17 protein-coding genes and 1 tRNA gene are annotated in these 22,676 nt (G+C 70.3%); 13 read left to right on the top strand and 5 right to left on the bottom strand.

Annotated features, from left to right (window positions below):
* The first annotated feature begins 111 nt into the window (after positions 1-111).
* From obgE to ACG83_RS15565, 5 genes are all read left to right on the top strand, one after another.
* On the top strand, positions 112-1,761 hold the full coding sequence (gene obgE, locus ACG83_RS15545; protein WP_054566917.1) for a GTPase ObgE: 1,650 nt from the start codon (positions 112-114) through the stop codon (positions 1,759-1,761).
* Positions 1,762-1,771: 10 nt separating this feature from the next.
* A complete protein-coding gene (gene proB, locus ACG83_RS15550; RefSeq protein WP_054566918.1) occupies positions 1,772-2,896 on the top strand; it encodes a glutamate 5-kinase in 1,125 nt (374 codons plus the stop codon).
* A 244-nt stretch (positions 2,897-3,140) separates the two neighbouring features.
* Positions 3,141-4,397, top strand: a complete 1,257-nt coding sequence (locus ACG83_RS15555) for a glutamate-5-semialdehyde dehydrogenase (RefSeq protein WP_054566919.1) — start codon at positions 3,141-3,143, stop codon at positions 4,395-4,397.
* Positions 4,398-4,597: 200 nt separating this feature from the next.
* Positions 4,598-5,533: a MoxR family ATPase gene (locus ACG83_RS15560; protein WP_054566920.1), complete on the top strand. Its 936-nt coding sequence runs from the start codon at positions 4,598-4,600 to the stop codon at positions 5,531-5,533.
* 55 nt (positions 5,534-5,588) lie between these two features.
* Positions 5,589-7,016: a VWA domain-containing protein gene (locus ACG83_RS15565; protein ID WP_054566921.1), complete on the top strand. Its 1,428-nt coding sequence runs from the start codon at positions 5,589-5,591 to the stop codon at positions 7,014-7,016.
* A gap of 375 nt (positions 7,017-7,391) precedes the next feature.
* Here ACG83_RS15565 and ACG83_RS15570 read toward each other — a convergent pair whose 3' ends face one another.
* Positions 7,392-8,972 (bottom strand): transposase, encoded by a 1,581-nt coding sequence (locus ACG83_RS15570; RefSeq protein ID WP_054564590.1) that lies wholly within the window; start codon positions 8,970-8,972, stop codon positions 7,392-7,394.
* 724 nt (positions 8,973-9,696) lie between these two features.
* On the opposite strand from ACG83_RS15570, the gene ACG83_RS15575 reads away from it, so the two are divergent.
* The gene (locus tag ACG83_RS15575; protein ID WP_235497976.1) at positions 9,697-10,941 is read left to right on the top strand and encodes a DUF4349 domain-containing protein; all 1,245 of its coding nucleotides are present in this window, start codon (positions 9,697-9,699) and stop codon (positions 10,939-10,941) included.
* A gap of 65 nt (positions 10,942-11,006) precedes the next feature.
* Here the strand turns inward: ACG83_RS15575 and pgm are convergent, their stop codons facing one another.
* Positions 11,007-12,662 carry a phosphoglucomutase (alpha-D-glucose-1,6-bisphosphate-dependent) gene (pgm, locus tag ACG83_RS15580; RefSeq protein WP_054566922.1) on the bottom strand — a complete coding sequence of 552 codons (1,656 nt, stop codon included), beginning with the start codon at positions 12,660-12,662 and terminating at the stop codon, positions 11,007-11,009.
* Positions 12,663-12,830: 168 nt separating this feature from the next.
* The gene (locus ACG83_RS15585) at positions 12,831-13,619 is read right to left on the bottom strand and encodes an SDR family oxidoreductase (protein ID WP_054566923.1); all 789 of its coding nucleotides are present in this window, start codon (positions 13,617-13,619) and stop codon (positions 12,831-12,833) included.
* Between the two features lie 210 nt (positions 13,620-13,829).
* On the opposite strand from ACG83_RS15585, the gene nadD reads away from it, so the two are divergent.
* The 4 genes from nadD (at position 13,830) to ACG83_RS15605 (ending at position 15,887) form a co-directional block, all read left to right on the top strand.
* The gene (nadD, locus tag ACG83_RS15590) at positions 13,830-14,474 is read left to right on the top strand and encodes a nicotinate-nucleotide adenylyltransferase (protein ID WP_255354741.1); all 645 of its coding nucleotides are present in this window, start codon (positions 13,830-13,832) and stop codon (positions 14,472-14,474) included.
* A 127-nt stretch (positions 14,475-14,601) separates the two neighbouring features.
* Complete coding sequence (gene rsfS, locus ACG83_RS15595) at positions 14,602-14,991, top strand: ribosome silencing factor (protein ID WP_054566924.1); 390 nt, start codon at positions 14,602-14,604, stop codon at positions 14,989-14,991.
* Positions 14,988-15,737 (top strand): histidine phosphatase family protein, encoded by a 750-nt coding sequence (locus tag ACG83_RS15600; RefSeq protein WP_054566925.1) that lies wholly within the window; start codon positions 14,988-14,990, stop codon positions 15,735-15,737. Before rsfS ends, ACG83_RS15600 begins: the two co-directional genes overlap by 4 nt.
* A gap of 73 nt (positions 15,738-15,810) precedes the next feature.
* Positions 15,811-15,887, top strand: a tRNA-Ala gene (locus ACG83_RS15605).
* Here ACG83_RS15605 and ACG83_RS47950 read toward each other — a convergent pair.
* Entirely contained in the window at positions 15,838-17,682 is a 1,845-nt protein-coding gene (locus tag ACG83_RS47950) for a recombinase family protein (protein ID WP_369812894.1), read from the bottom strand. The two genes, ACG83_RS15605 and ACG83_RS47950, sit on opposite strands and share 50 nt — an antisense overlap.
* Positions 17,683-19,090: 1,408 nt before the next feature.
* On the opposite strand from ACG83_RS47950, the gene ACG83_RS15620 reads away from it, so the two are divergent.
* The 3 genes from ACG83_RS15620 to ACG83_RS15630 all read left to right on the top strand — a co-directional run bounded on the left by ACG83_RS15620 (position 19,091) and on the right by ACG83_RS15630 (position 21,111).
* Entirely contained in the window at positions 19,091-20,335 is a 1,245-nt protein-coding gene (locus tag ACG83_RS15620; RefSeq protein ID WP_054566928.1) for a helix-turn-helix domain-containing protein, read from the top strand.
* Between the two features lie 237 nt (positions 20,336-20,572).
* Positions 20,573-20,779 carry a hypothetical protein gene (locus ACG83_RS15625; protein ID WP_054566929.1) on the top strand — a complete coding sequence of 69 codons (207 nt, stop codon included), beginning with the start codon at positions 20,573-20,575 and terminating at the stop codon, positions 20,777-20,779.
* Positions 20,776-21,111: a hypothetical protein gene (locus ACG83_RS15630; RefSeq protein WP_054566930.1), complete on the top strand. Its 336-nt coding sequence runs from the start codon at positions 20,776-20,778 to the stop codon at positions 21,109-21,111. Before ACG83_RS15625 ends, ACG83_RS15630 begins: the two co-directional genes overlap by 4 nt.
* A gap of 582 nt (positions 21,112-21,693) precedes the next feature.
* Here the strand turns inward: ACG83_RS15630 and ACG83_RS15635 are convergent.
* Positions 21,694-22,656, bottom strand: coding sequence for a LysR family transcriptional regulator (locus tag ACG83_RS15635; protein WP_200931325.1), 963 nt, complete (start codon positions 22,654-22,656; stop codon positions 21,694-21,696).
* Positions 22,657-22,676: the final 20 nt, after the last annotated feature.

The raw sequence follows: 22,676 nt of genomic DNA on the forward strand, positions 1-22,676 counted from the left end.
AGATGTAGTTGTTCACAGGGCGCCGCGCGTACCACCGCCGAACCGGAGGTGGTACGCGCGGCGTTCTCGTGTGGTCCCGCGGCCGGGCGGGGAGCAGGGAGGTGGCCGACCATGGCGACGTTTGTCGACCGGGTTGTTCTGCACGCCGCAGCGGGTGACGGCGGCCATGGCTGCTGCTCGATCCACCGCGAGAAGTTCAAGCCGCTCGGCGGCCCCGACGGGGGCAACGGGGGCCGCGGCGGTGATGTGGTGCTGCGGGTGGATCACGGGGTGACCACCCTGCTCGACTTCCACTTCCATCCGCATCAGAAGGCGGGTGGGGGCCGCCCGGGCCAGGGCTCGAACCGGCACGGCGCGGACGGCGACGACCTGGTGCTGGCGGTCCCCGACGGCACGGTGGTGATCTCGCCGGACGGCGAGGAGCTCATCGACCTGGTCGGCCCGGGCAGCAGCTACGTCCTCGCCCGCGGTGGGCGCGGTGGGCGCGGGAACGCGTCCCTGGCGTCGGCCCGGCGCAAGGCGCCCGGCTTCGCCGAGCTGGGTGAGCCCGGTGAGCAGCTCGACGCCGTCCTGGAGCTCAAGAGCGTCGCGGACGTCGCGCTGGTCGGCTTCCCGAGCGCGGGGAAGTCCTCGCTGGTCTCGGTACTCAGCGCCGCCCGCCCCAAGATCGCCGAGTACCCGTTCACCACCCTGGTGCCGAACCTGGGTGTCGTCCAGGCCGGCGACCACCCGCCCTACACCGTCGCGGACGTCCCCGGGCTGATCCCGGGCGCGAGCCAGGGCCGCGGGCTGGGGCTGGAGTTCCTCCGCCACATCGAGCGCTGCTCGTTGATCGTTCATGTCCTCGACTGCGCCACGCTCGAACCGGGCCGTGATCCGCTGACCGACCTCGACATCATCGAGGCGGAGCTCGCCGCCTACACCACCGACCTGTCCGACCGCCCCCGGCTCGTCGTCCTGAACAAGGTGGACGTGCCGGACGCCGCCGACCTCGCCGAGCTCGTCACGCCGGACCTGCAGGCCCGCGGGCTGACCGTCTTCGCGGTGAGCACGGCCAGCCGGCACGGTGTGCGGGCCCTGTCGCTCGCCCTCGCGGAGCTCGTCGCGAGCCTGCGCGCCGCGGCGCCCAGCCGCAGCTCCGCCCGGGTGGTCCTGCATCCGCGGGCGGTGGACGAACCCGACTTCACGGTGCGTGCGGTGGGCGACGGCTTCGTCGTCGGGGGTCCGAAGCCGGTGCGCTGGGTGCGGCAGACCGACTTCACGAACGAGGAGGCGATCGGCTACCTCGCGGACCGGCTCGCCCGGCTCGGGGTGGAGAAGGAGCTGGCCCGCTGCGGCGCCGTCCCGGGGGTCGAGGTCACCATCGGCGATGTGACCTTCGACTGGGAGCCGACCCTGTCCGGGCGCGAGGCCCTGCTGCTCGAGGGCGCGGGCGGCGGAAGCGGTGGGAGCGCGGACGGCTACGGGCTCGTCGAGCCGGTCGCCGCGCCGACCGTCGCGACGGTCGGTGGTTCCGGTGGCATCCCGGGCGGTGGCCGGACCGGGCTGCGTGCCGGTGCGGTGCCCGACGTCCAGCTCGGCCCTCGCGGCACCGACCTGCGACTTCGGACGTCGAAGCGGCTGACCAGGGCGGAGCGGGCGGCCCGCCGGGACGCGGCCGAGGGCTTCGACGAGACCGACGGCTTCGGTACCGACGGCTTCGATGACGCCGACGGCTTCGACAGCCTCGACGGCTTCGATGACGACCCCGAGCGTGGCTAGGGGCCGGTTGATGCCGCGCGCCTTCGTCACCGACGCGTCCCGGATCGTCGTCAAGGTCGGATCGTCGTCGCTGACCACCGCCGCCGGCGGTCTGGACGTCGCCCGGGTGGAATCGCTCGTGTCGGCGGTCGTCGGCCGGGCGGGTCCGGAGGGTGGGCTCGTCCTGGTGTCCTCGGGGGCGATCGCCGCCGGGCTCGCCCCGCTGGGGCTCTCCCGGCGGCCCCGGGACCTCGCCACCCTGCAGGCCGCGGCGAGCGTGGGCCAGAGCTCGCTGGTGCACTGCTACGCGGGAGCGTTCGGCCGGGCCGGCTACCGGGTCGGCCAGGTCCTGCTCACCGCGACCGACGTGATCCGCCGCACGCACTACCGCAACGCCCGCACCACCCTGGATCGGCTGCTGGCCCTGGGCGTGGTGCCGATCGTGAACGAGAACGACGCGGTCGCCACCCAGGAGATCCGGTTCGGCGACAACGACCGGCTGGCCGCGATCGTCGCCCACCTGGTGTCCGCGGACGTGCTGGTCCTGCTCTCCGACGTCGACGGCGTGTACGAGTCGAACCCGCGGCTGGGCCCGGCGGCCATGATCCGCGACGTCCGGTCGGACGCCGATCTCGACGGGCTGACCGCGCAGGGCACGGGCACGGCCGGCGTCGGGGTCGGCGGTATGGCAACCAAGATCGACGCGGCTCGGATGGCGGCGTCGGGTGGTGTCACCACCATCGTGACCTCGGCGGCGCTCGCGGCCGAGGCGCTGGCCGGCGAGGAGGTCGGGACGGTCTTCCACCCGACCGGCCCGCGGCGGGCCTCGCGCCTGCAGTGGCTCGCGTACGCGACCGCCCCGGAAGGGCGGCTGTACCTGGATGACGGTGCCGTGGCCGCGGTCGTGGACCGGCAGGCCTCGCTGCTGCCCGCGGGGGTGACCCGGGTCGAGGGCGACTTCTCCGCGGGTGACCCGGTCGACCTGGTGGATCCGCTCGGGCGTCCGGTCGCACGGGGCCTCGTCGAGTTCGACTCGACCGAACTGCCGGGCATGCTCGGCCGCTCGACGATGGAGCTGGCCGCCGAGCGTGGGCCGTCCTATGAGCGTGAGGTCGTCCACCGTGACGACCTCGTGCTGCTGCTCGCCCGCCGCTGACCGTCTGTCGCCGATCACCTGCGGCCGATCACCTGCCGTTGATCACACGGATCGCCGCCGGCCGAGGTCCGGCCCACCCCCTGACCAACTGGTTACGCGGGTCCGGGGTCCTTGGGCACCGGACGCCGGTAGCCTCGTCGTCGACGGCGTGCGGCCGCGTCGGCGACGCCGATGCCGCCGACGACGCCGGGCCCGGGTCGGCGTCGGCGTCGGATGTCGCGGACTTCCTGGAAGGAATGCGGTCATGAACACCTCGGCGGAGGACGTCCGAGCCAGCGCGGTGCGAGCCCGGCAGGCTGCCGGCACGCTCGCGCCGCTCCCGCGGGCGGCCAAGGACGCCGCCCTGCTCGCCATGGCCGGTGCGCTCCTCGAACGCCAGACCGAGATCCTCACCGCGAACGCCGTGGACGTCGCCGCCGCACGGGCGGCCGGGACGTCCGACGCGCTGGTGGACCGGCTCACGCTGACACCGTCGCGGATCGAGGCGATGGCCGACGGGCTGCGGCAGGTGGCTTCGCTCGACGACCCCGTCGGTGAGGTCATCCGCGGCCGGGTGCTCGCCAACGGGCTGGAGCTGCGGCAGGTCAGGGTCCCCCTCGGCGTCGTCGGGATCATCTACGAGGCACGGCCCAACGTCACGGTCGACGCGGCGGGGCTGTGCCTCAAGAGCGGCAACGCGGCTCTGCTGCGCGGCAGCGCGTCCGCGCTGCACTCCAACCGGCTCCTGGTGGACGTCCTGCGCGAGGCCGCGGTGGCCACCGGGCTGCCCGCCGACGCGGTCCAGCTGGTCCCGGGTGCCGACCACGAGTCCGTGAAGCATCTGATGCGGCTGCGCGGGCTGGTGGACGTGCTCATCCCGCGGGGCGGCGCCGGCCTGATCCGCACGGTCGTCGAGGAGTCGACGATCCCCGTGATCGAGACCGGGGTCGGCAACTGTCACGTCTACGTGGATGTCGACGCCGACCTGGACACGGCGCTGGCCGTCACGCTCAACGCGAAGACCCAGAAGGTCTCGGTGTGCAACTCGGCCGAGACGCTGCTCGTCCACGCGGGTGTCGCCGCGGAGTTCCTGCCGCGGGTGCTGACCGCGCTGCGCGAGGCTGGGGTGACCGTGCACGGCGACGAGACCGTGCGTGCGGTGGACCCGTCGGCGGTGCCGGCCACCGACGAGGACTGGGCGACCGAGTACCTCTCGCTGGACCTGGCGGTCGGGGTGGTCAGCTCCCTCGACGAGGCGGTCGACCACATCCGGCGGTGGAGCAGCGGTCACACCGAGGCGATCATCACCCGGTCACTGGCGGCGAGCCGCCGCTTCATCGCGGGCTGCGACAGCGCCGCGGTGATGGTGAACGCCTCGACCCGTTTCACCGACGGCGAGCGTTTCGGGATGGGCGCGGAGATCGGTATTTCCACCCAGAAACTGCACGCGCGCGGGCCGATGGGGCTTCCCGAGCTCACCTCGACGACCTGGGTCGGCATCGGGGACGGCCATCTCGTGTAGGCGGTCCGGGCCCGTTCCGCCTCGGTGACCGGAAGGTTTCCGCAGGTGACGGGGGGTGCGGAAGGCGGTGGGATGGTGGCCCGAGGGTGCGGTCCGGAGAATTCCGCAAGGCCGTCATCCGTCGTCAATCCGTCATGTGGTGCCAACCACTGGCACTATGGACAGTGGGTACTACCAGGCACCGGGACCGGAAGGTGGCCATGTCGTCGCAGGGATACGCGTTCGCTGATGTCGCGGATGTGCAGGAGCGGCTCCGGGAGACGGGTTATCTCGCCGACGAGGCGATCGCCACCACGGTCTTCCTCGCCGACCGGCTGGGTAAGCCGCTCCTGGTCGAAGGGCCGGCCGGTGTCGGCAAGACCGAGCTGGCCAAGGCGCTGACCACCGCCGTCGGTGCCGAGCTGATCAGGCTGCAGTGCTACGAGGGCCTCGACGAGGCCCGGGCGCTCTACGAGTGGAACTACAAGAAGCAGCTGCTGCGCATCCAGGCCGGCGCCAACGTCGCGTCCGAGGGCGCGGTCGCGGGGGCCGCCGGGGCCGCGGGGGAGTCGGCCGGTCTCGCCACCTGGCGCGAGACCCACGACGACATCTTCAGCGAGGAGTTCCTGCTCTCCCGCCCGCTGCTCACCGCGATCCGGCGCAGCGAGCCCACGGTCCTGCTCATCGACGAGACCGACAAGGCTGACGTCGAGGTCGAGGGCCTGCTGCTGGAGGTGCTGTCCGACTTCCAGGTGACGATCCCGGAGCTGGGCACCCTGAAGGCGACCCGGCGTCCGTTCGTCATCCTCACCTCGAACGCGACCCGTGAGCTGTCGGAGGCGCTCAAGCGCCGCTGCCTCTACCTGAACCTCGACTACCCGTCGGCTGCCCGGGAGAAGGAGATCGTCCTGTCCCGGGTGCCGGAGCTCGGTGAGCGGATGGCCGAGTCCCTGGTGCGGATCGTGCGCTCGCTGCGGGCGATGGAGCTGAAGAAGGCCCCGTCGATCGCGGAGACCATCGACTGGGGCCAGACGGTTCTCGCGCTGGGCTTCGACACCATGGACGACGCCGCCGTCACCTCGACTCTCGGCGTGGTCCTCAAGCACGCCAGCGACCAGGCTCGCGCCATCAGCCAGCTCAAGCTCGGCGCCAACTGAATCAGGCTCGGCGCCGACACACAGCGGGCGGCCGGCCCCGGACCGGGAGGTCCCGATGAACCTGCTCGACCGCACCGTGGCGTTCACCGCCGCCCTGCGCCGCGCGAACGTCCCGGTGAGCAGCGCCGAGACGGTCGACGCCGTGCGGGCGGTCGGCGCTGTCGGGTGGGCCGACCGGGAGGCGGTGCGGGCCGCGTTCGCCGCCACCATGTGCAAGCGCCCGCTGTACCGCAACGCCTTCGACTCGCTGTTCGACCTGTACTTCCCGCCGCGGATCGGTGACGGTGTCGCGCTCGGCGACTCCGGCGACGTCTCCGGCTCCGGGCAGTCGGCCGACGGCGCGAACGGCCCGGCACCCGAGCTGACCCCGCAGGAGCTGGAGGCCCTTCGCCGCGCCATGCGCGACCAGCTGCGGGACGCACTGCTCGACGGGGACGACGACAGGCTGCGCGACCTGGCCCGCCGCTCGGTAACCGCCTTCGGTGCCGCGCAGAACGGCCCCGGCCAGCGCAGCTACTTCATCTACCGGGTGCTGCGCGCGATGTCGCCGGAGACGCTCATCGCCGACCTGCTCGCCGCGATGCTCGGCGAGGAGGAACGCGGCGGGCTCGGCGAGCGGATCGCCCGCCAGACCATCTCCGACCGGATCAAGGCCTTCGAGGACATGATCTCCTCCGAGGTGCGGCGGCGGATGGCGGAGGAGCGGGGGCTCGAGGCGGTCGAGCGTTCCGCCGTGAAGCCGCTCGCGGACCAGGTCGACTTCCTGCGCGCCTCGCAGCGTGACCTGGTGGAGCTGCGTCGCCAGGTGTATCCGCTGGCCCGGCGCCTCGCGACCAGGCTGACCGCCAAGCGCCGGCTCGGCCGCACCGGGCGGCTGGACTTCCGCCGCACGGTGCGGGCCTCGCTGGCCACCGGCGGCGTGCCGCTGGAGACCAGGCACCGGCCGCACAAGCCGCACAAGCCGGAACTGGTCGTGCTGTGCGACGTGTCCGGATCGGTGGCCTCGTTCGCGCACTTCACGCTCATGCTCACCCACGCGCTGCGGGAGCAGTTCTCCAAGGTCCGCGCCTTCGCGTTCATCGACACGACCGACGAGGTCACCCGGTTCCTGCGCGGTCTCGACCTGGGCGACATGATGGCCCGGATCGCCGCCGAGGCCGACCTGGTCTGGTTCGACGGCCACAGCGACTACGGCCATGCGATCGACGTGTTCGCCGAGAAGTACCCGGACGCGGTGGGCCCGCGGACATCCCTGCTCATCCTCGGGGACGCACGCAACAACTACCGCGCGACGTCGGCCGCGGTCTTCCGCCGGCTGTGCGGGCAGGCCCGCCACTCCTACTGGCTGAACCCGGAGCCGCGCAGCTACTGGGGGTCCGGCGACTCGGCCACCGGGGCCTACGCGGACTTCGTCGACGAGATGGTCGAGTGCCGCAACGTCGAGCAGCTCCAGCACTTCATCGAGCGCCTGCTGCCGACCTGATCCGGACCCGGCCCAGCAGGGCCGGGCGGCCGCGGAGTGTGGTGACACCCGAGTTCCCGAGTGCCCCGCCACCGGCCGCTTTCTACTTCTGGAGCCCGTCGCAGGAGCCCGGGCTTCGGGCTTCCGGACCACCAGCATGGGCTTGGCGGAGCCGCGCTGACGGAAGGCGAACCGCGCCCGCGCTTCCACGCGGCACCGGCACCGGCACCGCACTTCACCTCAAGAGGGACAAAAGGTGCGCAGATTCGCCTGGCGGCCCGCAAGAGTGAAGGATTTTGGTCGTCGGAGAGCCTGTAGCAAATTGGTGGCGGGGATTCGGGTGATCGTTGGGTGTGCGGGTCTGGTGACCTGCCGCCGGCCGAGGCCGGGCCCCGCTTAGCTGGTGGCTGGGCGGGGGCCGGTGGCGCGGTGGAGTTTGAGCAGGTTGTGGATGGTGCAGGTCAGGACGAGTTCCGCGCGGACCGCGGCCATGCCGCGGCGACGGAACCGGCGGAGCCCGGTGACGTCCTTGATCTGTCCGTTGACGGGTTCGATGGTCGCGCCGCGCTGCTTGTAGCTCTCACGCCCGTCGGGAGTGAGGAGCCTGCGGGTCATCTGTTCCCGGGTGGTGGCGTCGATGTCGGGTGGCCCGTCCGGGATCGGCTGGCGGGTCAGGGTGCGTCGGCTGGCGGTCGCGATCAGCCGGTCGGGTCCGGGATGGGTCGCGGCCCGCGGGGACCAGTAGCCACTGTCCGCGACGATCAGCCCGATACCCCTCGGCCGGCCGCGGGTCAGGCTCACGGGCAGGGCCGCGGTGGCGGTCTGGGCGGCGTCGGCCATCGGGAGGTACTGGGCGACGTCGTTGGTCTGGTCGGTGACGTCGGCGGCGAGGATGACCTGACCGGAGCAGGCCACGAGCTGGGCGTTGTAGCCCTGGATCCACCCGCGCCGGGTCGGCATGACCCGGCTGTCCGGATCGGTGACGTTGACGTGTCGGGCCGGCCGGTCGGCCTGGGGTTTCTCCGCACGTGCGGCGGCGGCCTCGGCGGCGGCGAGAACGGCGGCGGCGGCGCGGACCCGGTGGTGTTCCTCGGGTGGGACCGGCCGGCGGCCGGCCCGCCGCCCTGCCGCGGTTCTCGCTTCCCGCCGGGCGGTGGCCTGGTCGTGGTGGGCGCGGACCTCGGCCAGGACCCGAGCGTGGACCGCCCGCGCCTCGGTGACCCGGTCGACGCCGGCGCCGGGCCGCCCGGCGCCCCGGCGGCCGGTGGCGATCACCTCCGGTCGGGGTGCGGGGGGTTCGTCCTCGTCGTCGGGTCCGTCGCGCCGGTCGAGGTGGTCGAGCGCGGCCCGTAGCCGGGCCCGGCGGCTGGTCCGGTCGGTGAGCTCGGTGGGGAGTTCGTCCCCGACCCGGTCGGCGAACAGGGTGTCCTCCGCGGTGTCGGTGGCGACCTGTTCGGCCACGATGTTCTCCGCGAGGCGGGCGAGTTCCCGGTCGATCCCGGTCCGGGTCCGGTTCGCTCCCAGCGACGCGTTCGCCTCGATCTTCGTGCCGTCCAGCGCGACGAGGCCGAGGCGGACCAGTCCCGCTCGTGCGCACAACGCCAACACCTGGGTGAACAGCCCGGCCACCGTGTCCTGGCAGCCCGCGACGAACCGGGAGATCGTGGCATGGTGCGGGAGGTCACCGGCGCAGATCAGCCGGAACGCGACATCGACCTCGCACAGCCGTTGGATCCGCCGGGACGAGCGGACCTGCTGCGACCAGGCGTAGACGACCAGAGCAAGGAGCATGTCCGGGTCGTACGCCGCCCGCCCGACCCCACCCGTGCGGTACCGGGCGTGCAACCCCGACGTATCGAGCTCGGCGACCAGATCCAGCAGGAACCACACCAGATGATCGTCCGGGAGCCAGTCGGTCATGTCCGGCGGGAGCAGGAACAACTGATCCCGCCGGACCGGCCGGTACCCACGCGCCATAAACCCGATCATCCCGGACAAAACATGATCACCCGGGTAGTGACACCTCAATTTGCGACAGGCTCCGGAACAGCCGATATCCTTCACTCTTGCGACTCTCCAAACGGGGGCGCCGGGCGACCGGGTTCTCGGAGTTCCAGCCACGTTCATGGAGTGCCCACCTCCCCGTCCACCGGTTAGCGATCTTGATCGGCGACAGTCTGTGACAGGCTCTGCGGCAGCCGAAATCCGTACTTCTTGCGGATCGTCAAAGTGACCGGGGTGGCGAGATTCGTCCGATTGTGGGTGAACCGATCGCCGTCTGGCTGCGTCAAACCCCTTCGACGGCGACGCGGCCCGCGTCCGCCGAACCAGGAGGGCCGCGCGGAGGAACCGCGCGGTGACCTGGGAGGCCAGACGGAGGGGTGCCGCCATGGCGACCACGGTGAGCAGGACCGGACCAACCGGCGCGACCAGTTCAACCGAAGTGACCAGTTCAAGCGAAGTGATCGGGCCAACCGGAGTGACCGGGCTGATCAGCTCGGCTGAACCAATCGATTCAGCTGAACCGGCCGGTCCGGCCGAACTGATCACTCCGCCCGAACCGGTCAGCCCGCCTCGCCCGACCGGCCCGACCGGCCCGACCGGCCCGACAGGCCCGACCGGCCCGACCGGCCCGACGGGCCCGGGTGGCCCGGGCGGTCCCGCTCCCTCGCGCCGCCGCGGGAAGGTTCTCGTCGGGTTCATGATCCTTGCCGTTGCCCTCGTCGCCGGCGCCGGGCTGGGTAGCCTCGCCGACGCGCTGGATGACGGCTCGTCCGCCGACCTGGCCCTGTCGGTGCCCTCGACCGGAGCGGCGGCCGAACCCGCGGTCGCACCGGCGCCGACACTCGCTGCCGGCAGCGGCGCCGCGGGCTCCGCCCCCGGGTCCGCCTCAGACACCTCGGGGGAGGCCCTCGCCGACTCGGCGGTGTCGCCGGAGGCCGCCGCGCGCGGTGGCGTCGTCGCGCCAAGCCCGGCCTCGACCAGCTCAGGCGGGTCGACGGGCTCCACCGGTGAGCCGGCACGGCCGGCCGGAGCCGAGCCGCGCATCGTCCGTGACGGCAGGACGGAGCTGTCGGTGCCGGCCGGCCGGGTGGAGGAAGCCGTCCAGGCGCTGTCGACGCGGGCGAACGACCTCGACGGCTACGTCGAGTCCAGCGAGACCAACGGAACGCCGTCGACGACCGACGACAGTCACCAGAGCGCGACCGTGACCCTGCGGGTGCCCACCGCGTCGTTCGACAAGCTGCGTTCCGGTCTGGGCGGGCTCGGCACCGTGACGTCGTCCACGACCTCCGCGCGGGATGTCACGGGAGAGTACGTCGACCTCCAGGCGCGCAAGCGGGCTCTCGAGGCGTCCCGCGACGCCTACCTGGCCCTGCTCGCCAAGGCGACGACGGTGGGGGAGACCCTGTCGGTGCAGCAGGCGATCGACCGGGTGCAGGTCGAGATCGAGCAGATCGAGGGCCAGCGGATGGTCCTCGCCGACGCGAGCGATCTCGCCACCCTGACCGTCCGGATCGCTGAGGACGGGGCCGGCGAGATCAGTCCCGCGCCCGAGGACGATCCGTCCGGTCTGGGGGACGCCGTCCAGCGGTCATGGGACCGCTTCGTCAACGGCATCGAGGCGATCATCGCGCTGATCGGCCCGCTGGCGCTGGTCGCCCTGCTCGCAGGCTTCGCCTACCTGGGCGTACGGCTGGTCCGGATCGTGCGTCGGCGAGGCCGCGGCGGCACAACAGCCCCGGTGCCAGCCGCAGGCCCGGTCCCTGCGCCTGTGCCGGCTCCCGCTCCAGTGCCAGCCGCAGGCCCAGCCCCAGCCGCAGCAGCAGCAGTCCAAGCCACAGCCCCGGTCCCGGCCGCAGCGCCGGCCCCTGGCGCGGCCGCCGCGCCGGTTCCGCCCGCCGCGCCGGTTTCTCCGGACGAGCCGGGGACCAGCGCGTCCTGACCTCACCGCCACGGTCGCGGACCGGTACGGCGGTGAGGTCAACCCGGGAAGGCTGGCCGGGGCACCTACCCGGCCAGCGCGGCGTCCACGATGGTCTGGGCCTCCGCGAGCACGGCGGTGAGGTGCTCGGTGCCGACGAAGCTCTCGGCGTAGATCTTGTAGACGTCCTCGGTGCCGGACGGGCGGGCGGCGAACCAGGCGTCCGCCGTCGCCACCTTCACGCCGCCGATCGCGGCGCCGTTGCCCGGCGCGGACGACATCGCCGCGGTCACGGCGCCGCCCGCGAGCGTCGTGGCGCCGAGAGCCTCCGGGGTGAGCGCGGAGAGGATCTTCTTCTGGGCCGGGCTGGCCGGCGCGTCGACCCGGCGGTACGCGGGCGAGCCGAAGCGCTCCGTCAGGTCGGCGTAGAGCCGGCCGGGGTCCCGCCCGGTGACCGCGGTCATCTCGGCGGCGAGCAGGCAGGCGATGATGCCGTCCTTGTCCGTCGTCCACACGCCGCCGGAACGGCGCAGGAAGGACGCTCCGGCGCTCTCCTCGCCGCCGAAGCCGAGCGAGCTGTCGAGGAGCCCGTCGACGAACCACTTGAAGCCCACCGGAACCTCGTACAGCCGGCGCCCGAGGTCGGCGGCGACCCGGTCGATGATCCCGGAGCTGACCAGCGTCTTGCCGACGGCGGCGCCGGCGGGCCAGCCGGGGCGGTGCGCGAACAGGTAGGCGATCGCCGCGGCGAGGTAGTGGTTCGGGTTGAGCAGGCCGGCGCCGGGGGTGACGATGCCGTGCCGGTCGGCGTCGGCGTCGTTCGCCAGCGCCACGTCGAACGACCCGGCCAGCCGCAGCAGCGACGCCATCGCGTAGGGCGACGACGGGTCCATCCGGATCTTGCCGTCCCAGTCCAGCGTCATGAAGCCGAACGTCGGGTCGACCGAGGTGTTGACCACCTCGATGTCCAGCTTGTGCCGGTCGGCGATCTCCTGCCAGTACCGGACGCTCGCGCCGCCCAGCGGGTCGACCCCGATGCGGACCCCCGCCGCGCGGATCGCGTCGAGATCGACCACATCCGGCAGGTCCGCCACATAGGCGCCGACGAAGTCATGCACGGTCGCGGCGGCCAGTGCCTGCTGGTGGGGCACCCGTGCCACCCCGGCCAGGCCCGCTTCGAGCAGCTCGTTCGCCCGGTTCTGGATCGCGCTCGTGGCGGCGGTGTCAGCCGGGCCGCCATGTGGCGGGTTGTACTTGAATCCGCCGTCGGCTGGCGGGTTGTGCGACGGGGTGACGACGATGCCGTCCGCCAGCCCGGCCGGCCGGCCCGATCCCGCGGCGCCTCGCCCGTTGTGGGCGAGGATCGCGTGCGAGATCACCGGTGTCGGGGTGGCCTCGCCCGCGGGGGCGACCCGGACGTCCACCCCGCCGGCGACGAGCACCTCCAGCGCGCTCGCGAGCGCCGGCGCGGACAGGGCGTGCGTGTCCACCCCGATGAACAGCGGGCCATGTGTCCCGGCGGCCGCGCGGTACTCACAGATCGCCTGGGTGGTGGCCAGGATGTGGTCTTCGTTGAACGAGGCGCGCAGGGCGCTGCCGCGATGGCCGGACGTCCCGAAGGAGACCCGCTGGGCCGGGTCGGCCGGGTCGGGGTGGACGTCGTGGTAGGCGGCGAGCAGCGCGCCCGGGTCGATGAGCTCGTCGGGAGCGGCGGGCTGCCCCGCGCGCGGGCTGTTCGGCATGGGCGGGCTCCATGGGATGTGATCGGCTCCCCGGTCAGCCTAGTGCCGCACCCGGCCAGGTTCGCCCCGCCCGGAGCCGGCCCGCCCGGACGCGGCCTGTGCCCCGCCCGGACGTGGCCCGTGCCCCGGCCGTGCCGAGTCCGCTCCCGGCTGGCGACCCGCCCGGGATCAGCCTGTGCGGGGGACCATCGCGTCGAGCGTGCCGTAGTGCTCGGCGAGGCTCGGGTACAGCGCGCCGAGCCCGCCCGCCAGGGCCGCCCGCACCTGGGCGCTCGGTGTGTCCGCCAGGACCTCGGGGGCGCCGGCGGCGACGGCGTCGAGCGCGAGCGCGGCGACGGCCGCGGGATCAACCTTGGGAGCGTCGATCCGCCGCGTCATGTCCGTGTCCATGAATCCGACGTGCAGCGCGGTGACGGTGATCCCGGCGCCGGCCAGCTCGACCCGCTGGGAGTTGGTCAGCGACCAGGCCGCCGCCTTCGCCGCGCAGTACGCCCCACTCGTCGGCATCGCCAGCCAGGACAGCACCGACAGAACGTTGAGAACGGCCCCGCGCGTGCCGTGCGGGCCACTGCCACCGCCACCGGTGCTGTCCGGCCGTTCGCGCGACAGCTGCGGCGCGAAGGCGCGCACCAGGCGCAGCGGCCCGAAGTAGTGGGTCTCCATCTCCAGCCGGATGTCCTCGATGTCTCCGGTCAGCACCGACGCACCGGTCGAGCTGCCGGCGTTGTTGATCAGGATGTCGACGTCGCCGGTGGCCTCGGCGGCGGCGGCGATCTTAGCGGGGTCGGTGACGTCGAGCCCGATCGGGACGACACCGGGTGTCGTGATCGAGCCGGGGTTGCGCGCCGCGGCGTAGACCTTCGCCGCGCCCCTCGCGAGCAGCTCCTCGACGAACCTGCGGCCGAGACCCCTGTTGGCACCGGTGACCAGCGCGACCGACCCCTCGATGGGCGCCATGGCGTTCTCCGTCCGTGCGTGGGTGTGTGGGCACTCTGTGGGCTCTGCGTGGGCTGTTTCGGGGCCGCGCCGGGGCGGCATCCGAGCGGGCGGTCCACGGCCGAATCATAAGTTGGAAAATCCAACTTACTAGGTGGAGTGACGAAGGACATCCTGCGGGCGGAGGTGAGAAGGAGGCACGTGGACTTTGCCCGGGGTTAATGTCCCCACGTGCGACTGGGTGTGATGGGTGGGACGTTCGATCCAGTGCACAACGGGCATCTGGTCGCGGCGAGCGAGGTCGCGGCGCTGTTCGACCTGGACGAGGTCGTCTTCGTCCCGAGCGGCCGCCCCTGGCAGAAGGCCGACCGGGAGGTCTCGGCCGCCGAGGACAGGTACCTGATGACCTTCCTCGCGACGGCGGAGAACCCCCAGTTCACCGTCAGCCGGATCGACATCGAGCGCAGCGGCCCGACCTACACCATCGACACCCTGCGCCACCTGCGCCGCACCCACCCCGACGCCGAGCTGTTCTTCATCACCGGCGCGGACGCGCTCGCGCAGATCTTCACCTGGCGTGACCACACCGAGCTCTTCGGGCTCGCCCACTTCGTCGGTGTGACCCGGCCGGGCTACGACCTGCGCCGCCACGCCAGCCTGCCCGACGAGTCGGTCAGCCTCCTGGAGGTTCCGGCGCTGGCGATCTCCTCGTCCGACATCCGCCAGCGGGTCGCCCGCGCGGCACCGATCTGGTACCTGACGCCGGACGGGGTCGTCCGCTACATCGCGAAACGGGGGCTGTACGGCCCCCGGCCGGTCGCGCCCCCGCTGCCCGAGGGCGCCGGGCGGCCTGACGGGACGGAACATTCGGCCTGATGACCACAAACATGGTCGCCGATTCGCGCAAAGCTGTGTCACGCTGGACATGGCCACTTGACCGGTGGGTGGCCGGCGCGTCCATCGGCGCGCATGACCAGCTCGTACCTTTGGGAGACCAACAAGCGTGACCGCCTCGCCGCGAGCCGTGGAGCTCGCTCTCGCCGCAGCCCAGACCGCCGCCGACAAGATCGGCCAGGACATTCTCGTTCTGGATGTCAGCGAGCGGCTCGCGATCACCGACTGCTTCGTCATCGCGTCGGCCGACAACGAGCGTCAGGTGAAGGCGATCGTGGACGAGGTCGAGGAGAAGCTGCGGACGCTCGGCGCGAAGCCGCTGCGCCGCGAGGGCGAGCGTGACGGCCGGTGGGTCCTGCTCGACTTCGCCGACATCGTCGTGCACGTACAGCGTGCCGAGGAGCGGGAGTACTACGGCCTGGAGCGGCTGTGGAAGGACTGCCCGGTCATCCCGTTCACCGACGCCGCGGTCGGCGTCGGCGCGGCGGAACCGCGGTGAGGCTGCTTCTCTGGCGGCACGGCAGGACGTCCTGGAACGACGCGGGGCGTTTCCAGGGGCATGCGAACCCGCCTCTGGACGAGACGGGCCGCCGCCAGGCCGCGGCGGTCGGCCCGGTGATCAGGGCGCTGCGCCCCGAGCTTGTGATCTCCTCGGATCTGATTCGTTGCCAGGAGACCGCCGCGAGCATCGGGCTGCCCGTGCGGGCCGACGCCCGGCTGCGGGAGATCGACCTCGGTGCCTGGTCCGGCCTGACCGGGTCCGAGGCTGCCGCGCGGTTCCCCGCGGAGGACGCCGCGTGGCGCCGTGGTGAGGACATCCGCCGCGGTGGTGGCGAGACCTACGTGGAGGTCGCGGAACGGGCGTTCGCGGTCCTCGACGAGGTCCTCGCCGAGGGCCTGCCGGTCGAACCCTCCGGGCTTGTCGTCTTCGTGTTGCACGGCGGGACGGCGCGGGCCCTCATCGGGAGGGCGCTGGGCGTCCCCCCGCAGAACTGGTGGGTGTTCGGCCCGCTGCGCAACTGCCGCTGGTCCATGCTCCGGCGGGAGCACGGTGGTTTCCGGCTGGCGGAACACAACAGCGGGCCCCTCGCCACAGGTGCCGCGGCGCCTGATATGGTCGTCAGCGTCGGGCCGGGGAGCGCAGCTCCTCTCCCACCGGCCGAGGCACTTCTGCCAACGCAGGAGGGGCCGACGGAAAGCGACACTGAACCTGTACACTCGCAGACGCAGCCAGCAAATGGCTGAGAGCGGGTACAGAAAATGGTCGTGTAGGATGTAAGCGGTACGAACTGAAGAACTGGCAGTAAGAACTGAATATGGGGCTGTGGCGCAGTCTGGTAGCGCATCACACTGGCAGTGTGAGGGTCAGGGGTTCGAATCCCCTCAGCTCCACCAGAGTTGTCATGTTCGAATCCTGATCATGGCTCCTCTGCCCCTCGGTAAGCGAGACGCCGTCCGGATGCGTTCCGGGCGGCGTATCTGTTTGTCCGCTGTGGGGTCTGGTGTCGCCGTAGGCGAGTGCGACTGCCGATCCGGTGGGGGAGTGTGGGTCGACGGTCTCGGAGTCCTCTGGAGTGCGCTGGGCGTTGATCAGGTTCTTGGTCTCGGTGGCGAGCCGCTGGCCAAGATCCTTCGCGAGGAGCTGGGCCAGCGGAGGCTGCAGGTCGGCCGTGCCGATGCTGCGGTCGAAGATCCAGAACCGGTGGAACACCGCTTGGTTGAGTTGCCGTTTCACGGTCGCGGGTGCTGTCCGGTAAAGGGTGTAGCTGTCCTCGCAGAGCGCGAGAATCTGATCCAGGACGCGATCGAGGTCGCGCCATTCACCCTCACACAGGGCAAGGGTTTCGCGGGCGCGGGACAGGGCCCGGTCGATGCGGGTCTGTTCCTCCTTGAGAAACTCCTCGGTGATCGCGTCGTTGTAGTAGGCGCGCATGCACGCGCGGCGCTCGTGTTCGAGGTCGGTGATGGCTTTCTTCTGGCGGGCGGCCTGTTCGGCACCGTGGGCGGTGAGGGATTGTGCGCTGGCGACGACGAGTTCCCGGATGCGTGCCTTGTGTCGGGGTGTGATCTCGACGCGGCGCCACCATTCCTCGACGAGGTGTTCCACGGTGCTGATGAGTACGTACGGCTGGCGGCATTTTCCGCGCTGGCGGCCCAGGCAGTAGAAATACGGGTAGGTGCCGCCGTGCCGGCCGGTGGCATTCGTGATCCCGAACCGTGAGCCGCAGTGCCCGCAGAACAGGCTTCCCTTGAGCGGGTGGAAGTGGTGTTGCGGCTTCTCTCCCGCGACGTCGCGGGCACGCAGTATCGCACTGACGCGATCGAACACGGCAGGCGTGACGAACGTGGGATGCCTGCCGTTCGGGTACTCGACACCGGAGAAGGTGACGACACCGACGTAGTACTTGTTGGTGAGCATCTTGTGCACGTGGGATTTGTTGAGCGGCCGCTCCGGCCGTTTTCCGGCGGCCCGGTTCGTGAGGCCGCGATGGGTGAGTTCCTCGGTGATGGTCGAGATCGTCCATTTCCCGGTGGCGAACTCCTCGAAAGCCCACTGGACAAGCCGCCACCGGTCGGGGTCGAGCGCGACATCCGCGATGTTGCGCCCTTCGGTCCTGATCCGGACGTTGAGGTAGCCGATCGGGGCGAGGCCGGGGGTTCCGCCGTTGCTGGCCTTCTGCGTCATCTTGTAGGCGATGTCCTTGCCGCTTGCGGCCGACTGATACTGGTTGATCGCGGCCATGATTCCGTGGAGAAGCTCCCCGGACGGGGTCTCGTCGATGTTCTCCGTTGCGGAGACGAGAAGGACGCCGAGGTTACGCAGCCGCATCGTGAAATCGGCATCCTCGTACCTGTCGCGTGCGAACCGGTTCAACTGGTAGACGATCACGATATCGACATCCCGGTGTGCCTCGATACGGGAGATCATCGCGAGGAACGCCTGCCGCTTGTTCAGATCCTTGTAGGCGGACGCGCCCGGTTCCACGTACTCGTCGACAACATCGACATTGATACTCTCCGCCTTTTCGCCGCACTTCACCCGCTGCGCGGGAAGCGAGATCCCCTCCGGGTTGTAGTCCGTACGTACCTGCGACTTGGAGGAAACCCGGAGGTAGAACACGGCGCGCAGCCGGCGAATGGATTCGGCGGAAGGCGGAACGGCCGTTTCGCTGACAGTGGCAGGGGGCATGGCAGACCCTTTCGTCCGAAGATCGGCGACATCAGCGTAACACCCTGCCCCTCAGTCCTTCCTTTCCGTTCGAACGCTTTTCTTCTTGGTGATGCCTTCCGCGGAAACGTCGTTCGATGTGCCGTCCGGTGTCTCGATTTCTTCGCGGACAATCATGCTCGCCCAGCCGGCGAGCGCAGCTGCGAAACCACCACAGTCGATATCAGAATGAGGTTGTGCGATGACGGAGACATGCTGGCGGCGCGCCGCATTCAACGGATCAGACCCGATTCTGTCGCGCGGTCGGAAGAATCGTGGACAAGGGATTTCGCCCGGCCGGGTAGCGGTAGCGGCCGCACAGGGCGGCGTACCCGCCGCCACGCGCGTACGCGCGCGACCGGCGGTGGCGTCCGCTACCCGCCACCCGGCTGTCCGGGTGCAGGTCAGGACGGTCGTGACGGGTAGCGGCTACGGGTTGCGCAGCCGCTACCCGTAGCGGGGTGCCCGCTACCCGTTACCGAACGTAAGGATCCGTTTGCCTACGTTGATCCACGACAGAATGTGGATGCCTGTCTGCCCGGGGTGATCGTGAATCCTGCGAAGGTCGTGGCGGTACCGGGGAGGCCACCTGCCCTCGTCGCGGTCGCGGGGCACGGGAACCGGGTTTCGGAATCCTGTGGACGGCCAGCACGAACGACGAAGATCCACGATGAGGTCAAGCGCACCCACTCCAGACGACCGAGCCGATGATCAAGGTTGGGAGCTGCGGCGCGGAACACCGTGCTTCCCTTCTTGTTATTCCCCGTGAAGGCATCGTGCATTCGCGGCGGAAACCGGGCAGAAAGTCCCGACCTTCGGCAGGAGACGGTGATCCCGGATCGACTTCGACGCGGATTCCGTCTGGTGCTGTCCCGTGAACCGTTCCGGAGCGTGCCGGACAGGACATCGGCGCCGCAGCCCAGCGGCACTGATGGTCACTGAAAGTAGCAATCGACGGTGCGGGAGGGGTGCTAACGTTAGCGGCTCGCCTGCTAGCGTTAGCACCCCCCGTTAGCGGCCTGGATGCCCGCTGAGCTGTGCCTAAGCATGTTAGCGCCTAGGAGGGTCAACCCCCGAAGTCCTCGGAAAACCGGCCTGTGAGCCCCCCCGGGGGAGCCGCTAACCCCTTCCGTGCACCGACCTCGCGGCAACTACGCTCCGTAGTTTCCATGGTCGACGCCCGCGTCGGGCGTCTGGAGTCCGCCGATCTTCGGCGAGCGTTTCTGTCGACGCCACCGGTACGACCCCATGGGCCCGCAGAACACCTGCCAGAGCGGACCGTTGACAACGCGGTCGAGAGATCGGCAATCGTGGCGCGGTGGCGAGTCGCTGGCGTCGTGGCGCCGTAGTCTGGTAGGCGGCTGCGCGCGTATGCGGGAAGAGGGTCGCGATGGTAGACGAGCCGGCACCGGGAACCCACCTCCAGAACCTTCGCCGCAGACGCGGCCTGTCGCAGGAAGGGCTGGCGGACAGAGCCGGCCTGAGCGTTTCCACGATCCGCAAGATCGAACAGGGCGGGAACGCCCGGCTCGAAACCTTCCATATCCTCGCCCGCGCGCTTGATGCGGAGACCTCGTCACTTTTCCAGCCGGGTTCTCCAGACCCGATCGCCGAGCATGAGGAAAGTAACAAGCTCAATCTCATTCCGTTGCGGCAGGTACTCACGCCGGTTATCGGTCTCGCGGGTGCCGTCACGTTTGGCGCGGAAGCGCCTGCCGAGTCCCGGGAAGCCAGCCTCCGCGCGGACCTGTCCGAAGCGGTCGGCCGGTACCGTGCCGACGATTTCGAAGCTGTCGCGGCGATGCTGCCCGGAATGATCCGGCAGAGCCACTCGCTGGTCAATCGCGCGGCCGACGAGGAGAGGGCGACACTGCTCCGTCTGCGGGCCGAGATCTTCCAACTCGCCGGACTTTTCCTTACACAGGTGAGGCAATACGACCTCGCCTACGCGGCGATTCGTGACGCGATCAACGATGCCACGGCGGTCGGGGACAACCTGACGGCCGCATTCGGGGCTATCTCGCAGGCGTGGCTGTTCATCCGGCAGGGCCGTTTCGTCGATGCCGAATCACTGGCGGGTGATATCGCATCGAAGATCGAGCCGCGCATGTCGACAGCGACCGACGAGGATCTCTCGGCGTGGGGATGGCTTCTGCTGCGCGGCTCCGCCGCCGCGATCCGCAACAACCGGCAGGACTCCTCGGATGAGTTCCTGTCGCTGGCGGACGTGGCCGCGTCCCGGGTTTCCGCCGCGCGGGCACCCGATCACCACAACCAGTACCTGACGACCTTCGGGCCAGCGGTGGTTGCCATGAAACGCGCGGAATCCATGATGGTCATGGGTGACGCGCGCGGCGTTCTGCGGCTGGCGGAGAACATCCCGCACCCGCGATCCGGGCGGCGCCGTTCGGACAACCTCAGTCGCCACCTCCTCGATGTGGCCGCTGCCCACACGGACCTTCGGGACTACCGGGACGCGACTGACGTACTGGTCCAGCTGCGGAAGAACTCGCCCGAATGGTTGCGTCATCAGCGCAAGGCGAAGGACATCCTGCTCATCCTGCTGCGCAGCCGCAAACGGTCACTCAGTCAGGAACTCCGAGATCTGGCAGACTTCCTCGACGTCGCTGCGTAGAAGCAAACGGTAGCTACCGCGCTGCGTGGTAGTCCGCCGATGCGTTCGGGAAAGTACCACGCTGCGCCGCTCGTGATCCCCGGGTGCACTGTCTAGATTTCTGTGGCAGGCACCCGGGTTCGGTCGCAGCTGAGGACACCCCACGTCTTTCGGACTCCCGGACCCGGGTTGCCGCCATCGACGAGAAACAGATGTCGATCGGGCCCGTGCGGGTCGGGCGGAGTGGGAGGCCGGACATTGAACAACGAGACCGTCTACGCCATCGTCTGGTACGAGGGCGGCCCGGAACCCAGTATCGGCGGAGTTCTGCTCCCATATGAATCGGTTGCCGCAGCCGAAAGATCGGCCCGGATGCGCCACCTCGACGGATACGACGTGGCACCGATCGAATTCGACGTCGCGCCAGATACCGAACCCTCTGGCGCTGGGCTGGTGATCCAATGACACCCGAATTCCGTGAACGCGAGCCGGCGGTCATCGCCCTTTACCGGAGTTATGTGATGAACCTCCTCGAACTCGACACCGAGAGCGAGGACACGTCGCCACTGAGAAAATCCGACTATCGCCGGGCGCTGTTCGCCATCCTCGGCGCGGATCCGAAGCCGCTGCTCACCGCCGGCAATCAAGTCACCGAAGACGAAGCCGTTGCATACGAGTACGGCCAGAAAGCGATGCTGGACAAGGTCGTTGTCACGCTCGGAGAACTCTGGAGGCCGCAGACCCTTGCGGCACCCACGGGCTATCCGAGAGAAATCACCCGGAACGACAGCCCGTGATCACGAAACGCCATCACTGGCATTCCGGTGCTAGCTCAAGCTAGCGCCCTTGCTAGCGCGAGATGTGATCACGAAACGCGGAGGGCCCGCCCGGAGTGCCATCCCGGGCGGGCCCTGTGCTTTTTGGAGTCTCGTGGCTACTTTCCGCTGTGGCCTGTGGTGCCCGCTTCGTGTTGTTGCAGGTAGCGGGTCAGGTCGGGGTTCAAGCTCCACCCCCTCAGCTCCACGCGATCGGGGTTCGCGTGTTCGCATTTCCCTTTGGGAAGATGCTCCCGGGCTCCTGCGTAATATCTGCCCAGGGGGGCGACCCCCTGGAATCCCCGAGTCAGGGGCTCCGCCCCCGACACCCCCGCCCAATCGGTTCTGAAGTTAGATGGAACTTGGGTGTTGGGGTTTTTTCTTTTTCTCCTGTGCGGCGGCTTTTTGTTGGTCGTGCTGCGAAGTCTCGACCTTGGCGTGACGTGTCGTTCGTCGGTGTGTCGATCGGTGCTGCTGCCGACCGGGTTTCCATGCGTGCGGGGGCTTTTGCCGGGTCGGGCTCCCGTCCGTTCTGAGGCTGGTGCTGATGAGGCGCCAGCGGCATCAGTCGGCCTTTTCCTGCTCGTGCCGTGCCCGGGTGGTGTTGGGGGCGGTGTCGGGGCCGTAGCGGTTGATGATGTAGCGGGCCAGGCGGGTGGCGATTGCCGCCAGGGCCTCTGCTGCTGGGTGGCGGGTGTCCCAGGCCGCGAGCAGCCGGACCCGCAGCGGTGAACTGTCAGCCAGGATCGCTGTGGGCGTGAGCTCGAAACGCGGATCGTCGGAGACGACCGCGACGCCGCGGCCCGCGGCGGCCAGGGCCTGGGCCACGGTTCCGTCGCTGGCCTCGGTCAGATCGGCGTAGGTGAGCCCCGCGGCTGCCACCGCCCTGTCAAGCGCCTCCCTGGCGGTGAACGTCTCCGGCGGAACGACCAGCGGTTGTTCGAGGAGTTCGCCGAGCGACACCGCCGTGCGACCGGACCAGGGATGCGCTGTCGGGACGTACGCCCATACCGGCAGCACCGCCAGCGGCAGTGCGCGGTACGGCGGCCGGACGGTCGCGGTGCCGATCGCGAGGTCGGCGCCGATGGCCAGGGTCTCGGCGGTGGTCAGCCTGTCCGCGGTGAGGATCGCCGGTGTCGGGTCGCCCGCGGTCAGGGTCGTGATGAACGGTGCGACGACGTCGGCGAGGGTCGTGGCCGGGGCGCCGATCGTGATCCGCTCGATACGGCCGGCGGCGTGGAACGTGGCGGCATGCCGGAGCGCGTCGGCGCGGTCGAGCAGCTCGCGGGCGAGTGGCAGCAGCGCCCGCCCGACGGGGGAGAGGGTGAGTCGCCCGCCGGAGCGTTCGAACAGGTCGACGCCGAGCTCCCGTTCCAGCTGGCGCAGCTGCCGGGACAGCGCCGGCTGGGTCACCCGCACCGCCGTGGCGGCCGCGCTGACGGATCCCGCGTCGACGGTCGCCACGAAGTACCGGACCGTCCGCAGCTCCATCGGGCCGTCACCCGTTCCTTCCCGCCAATCACCCATGCCTGCAGAACATGGAATGT

It is taken from the genome of Frankia sp. R43 (genome assembly GCF_001306465.1).
Lineage (GTDB): Bacteria > Actinomycetota > Actinomycetes > Frankiales > Frankiaceae > Parafrankia > Parafrankia irregularis.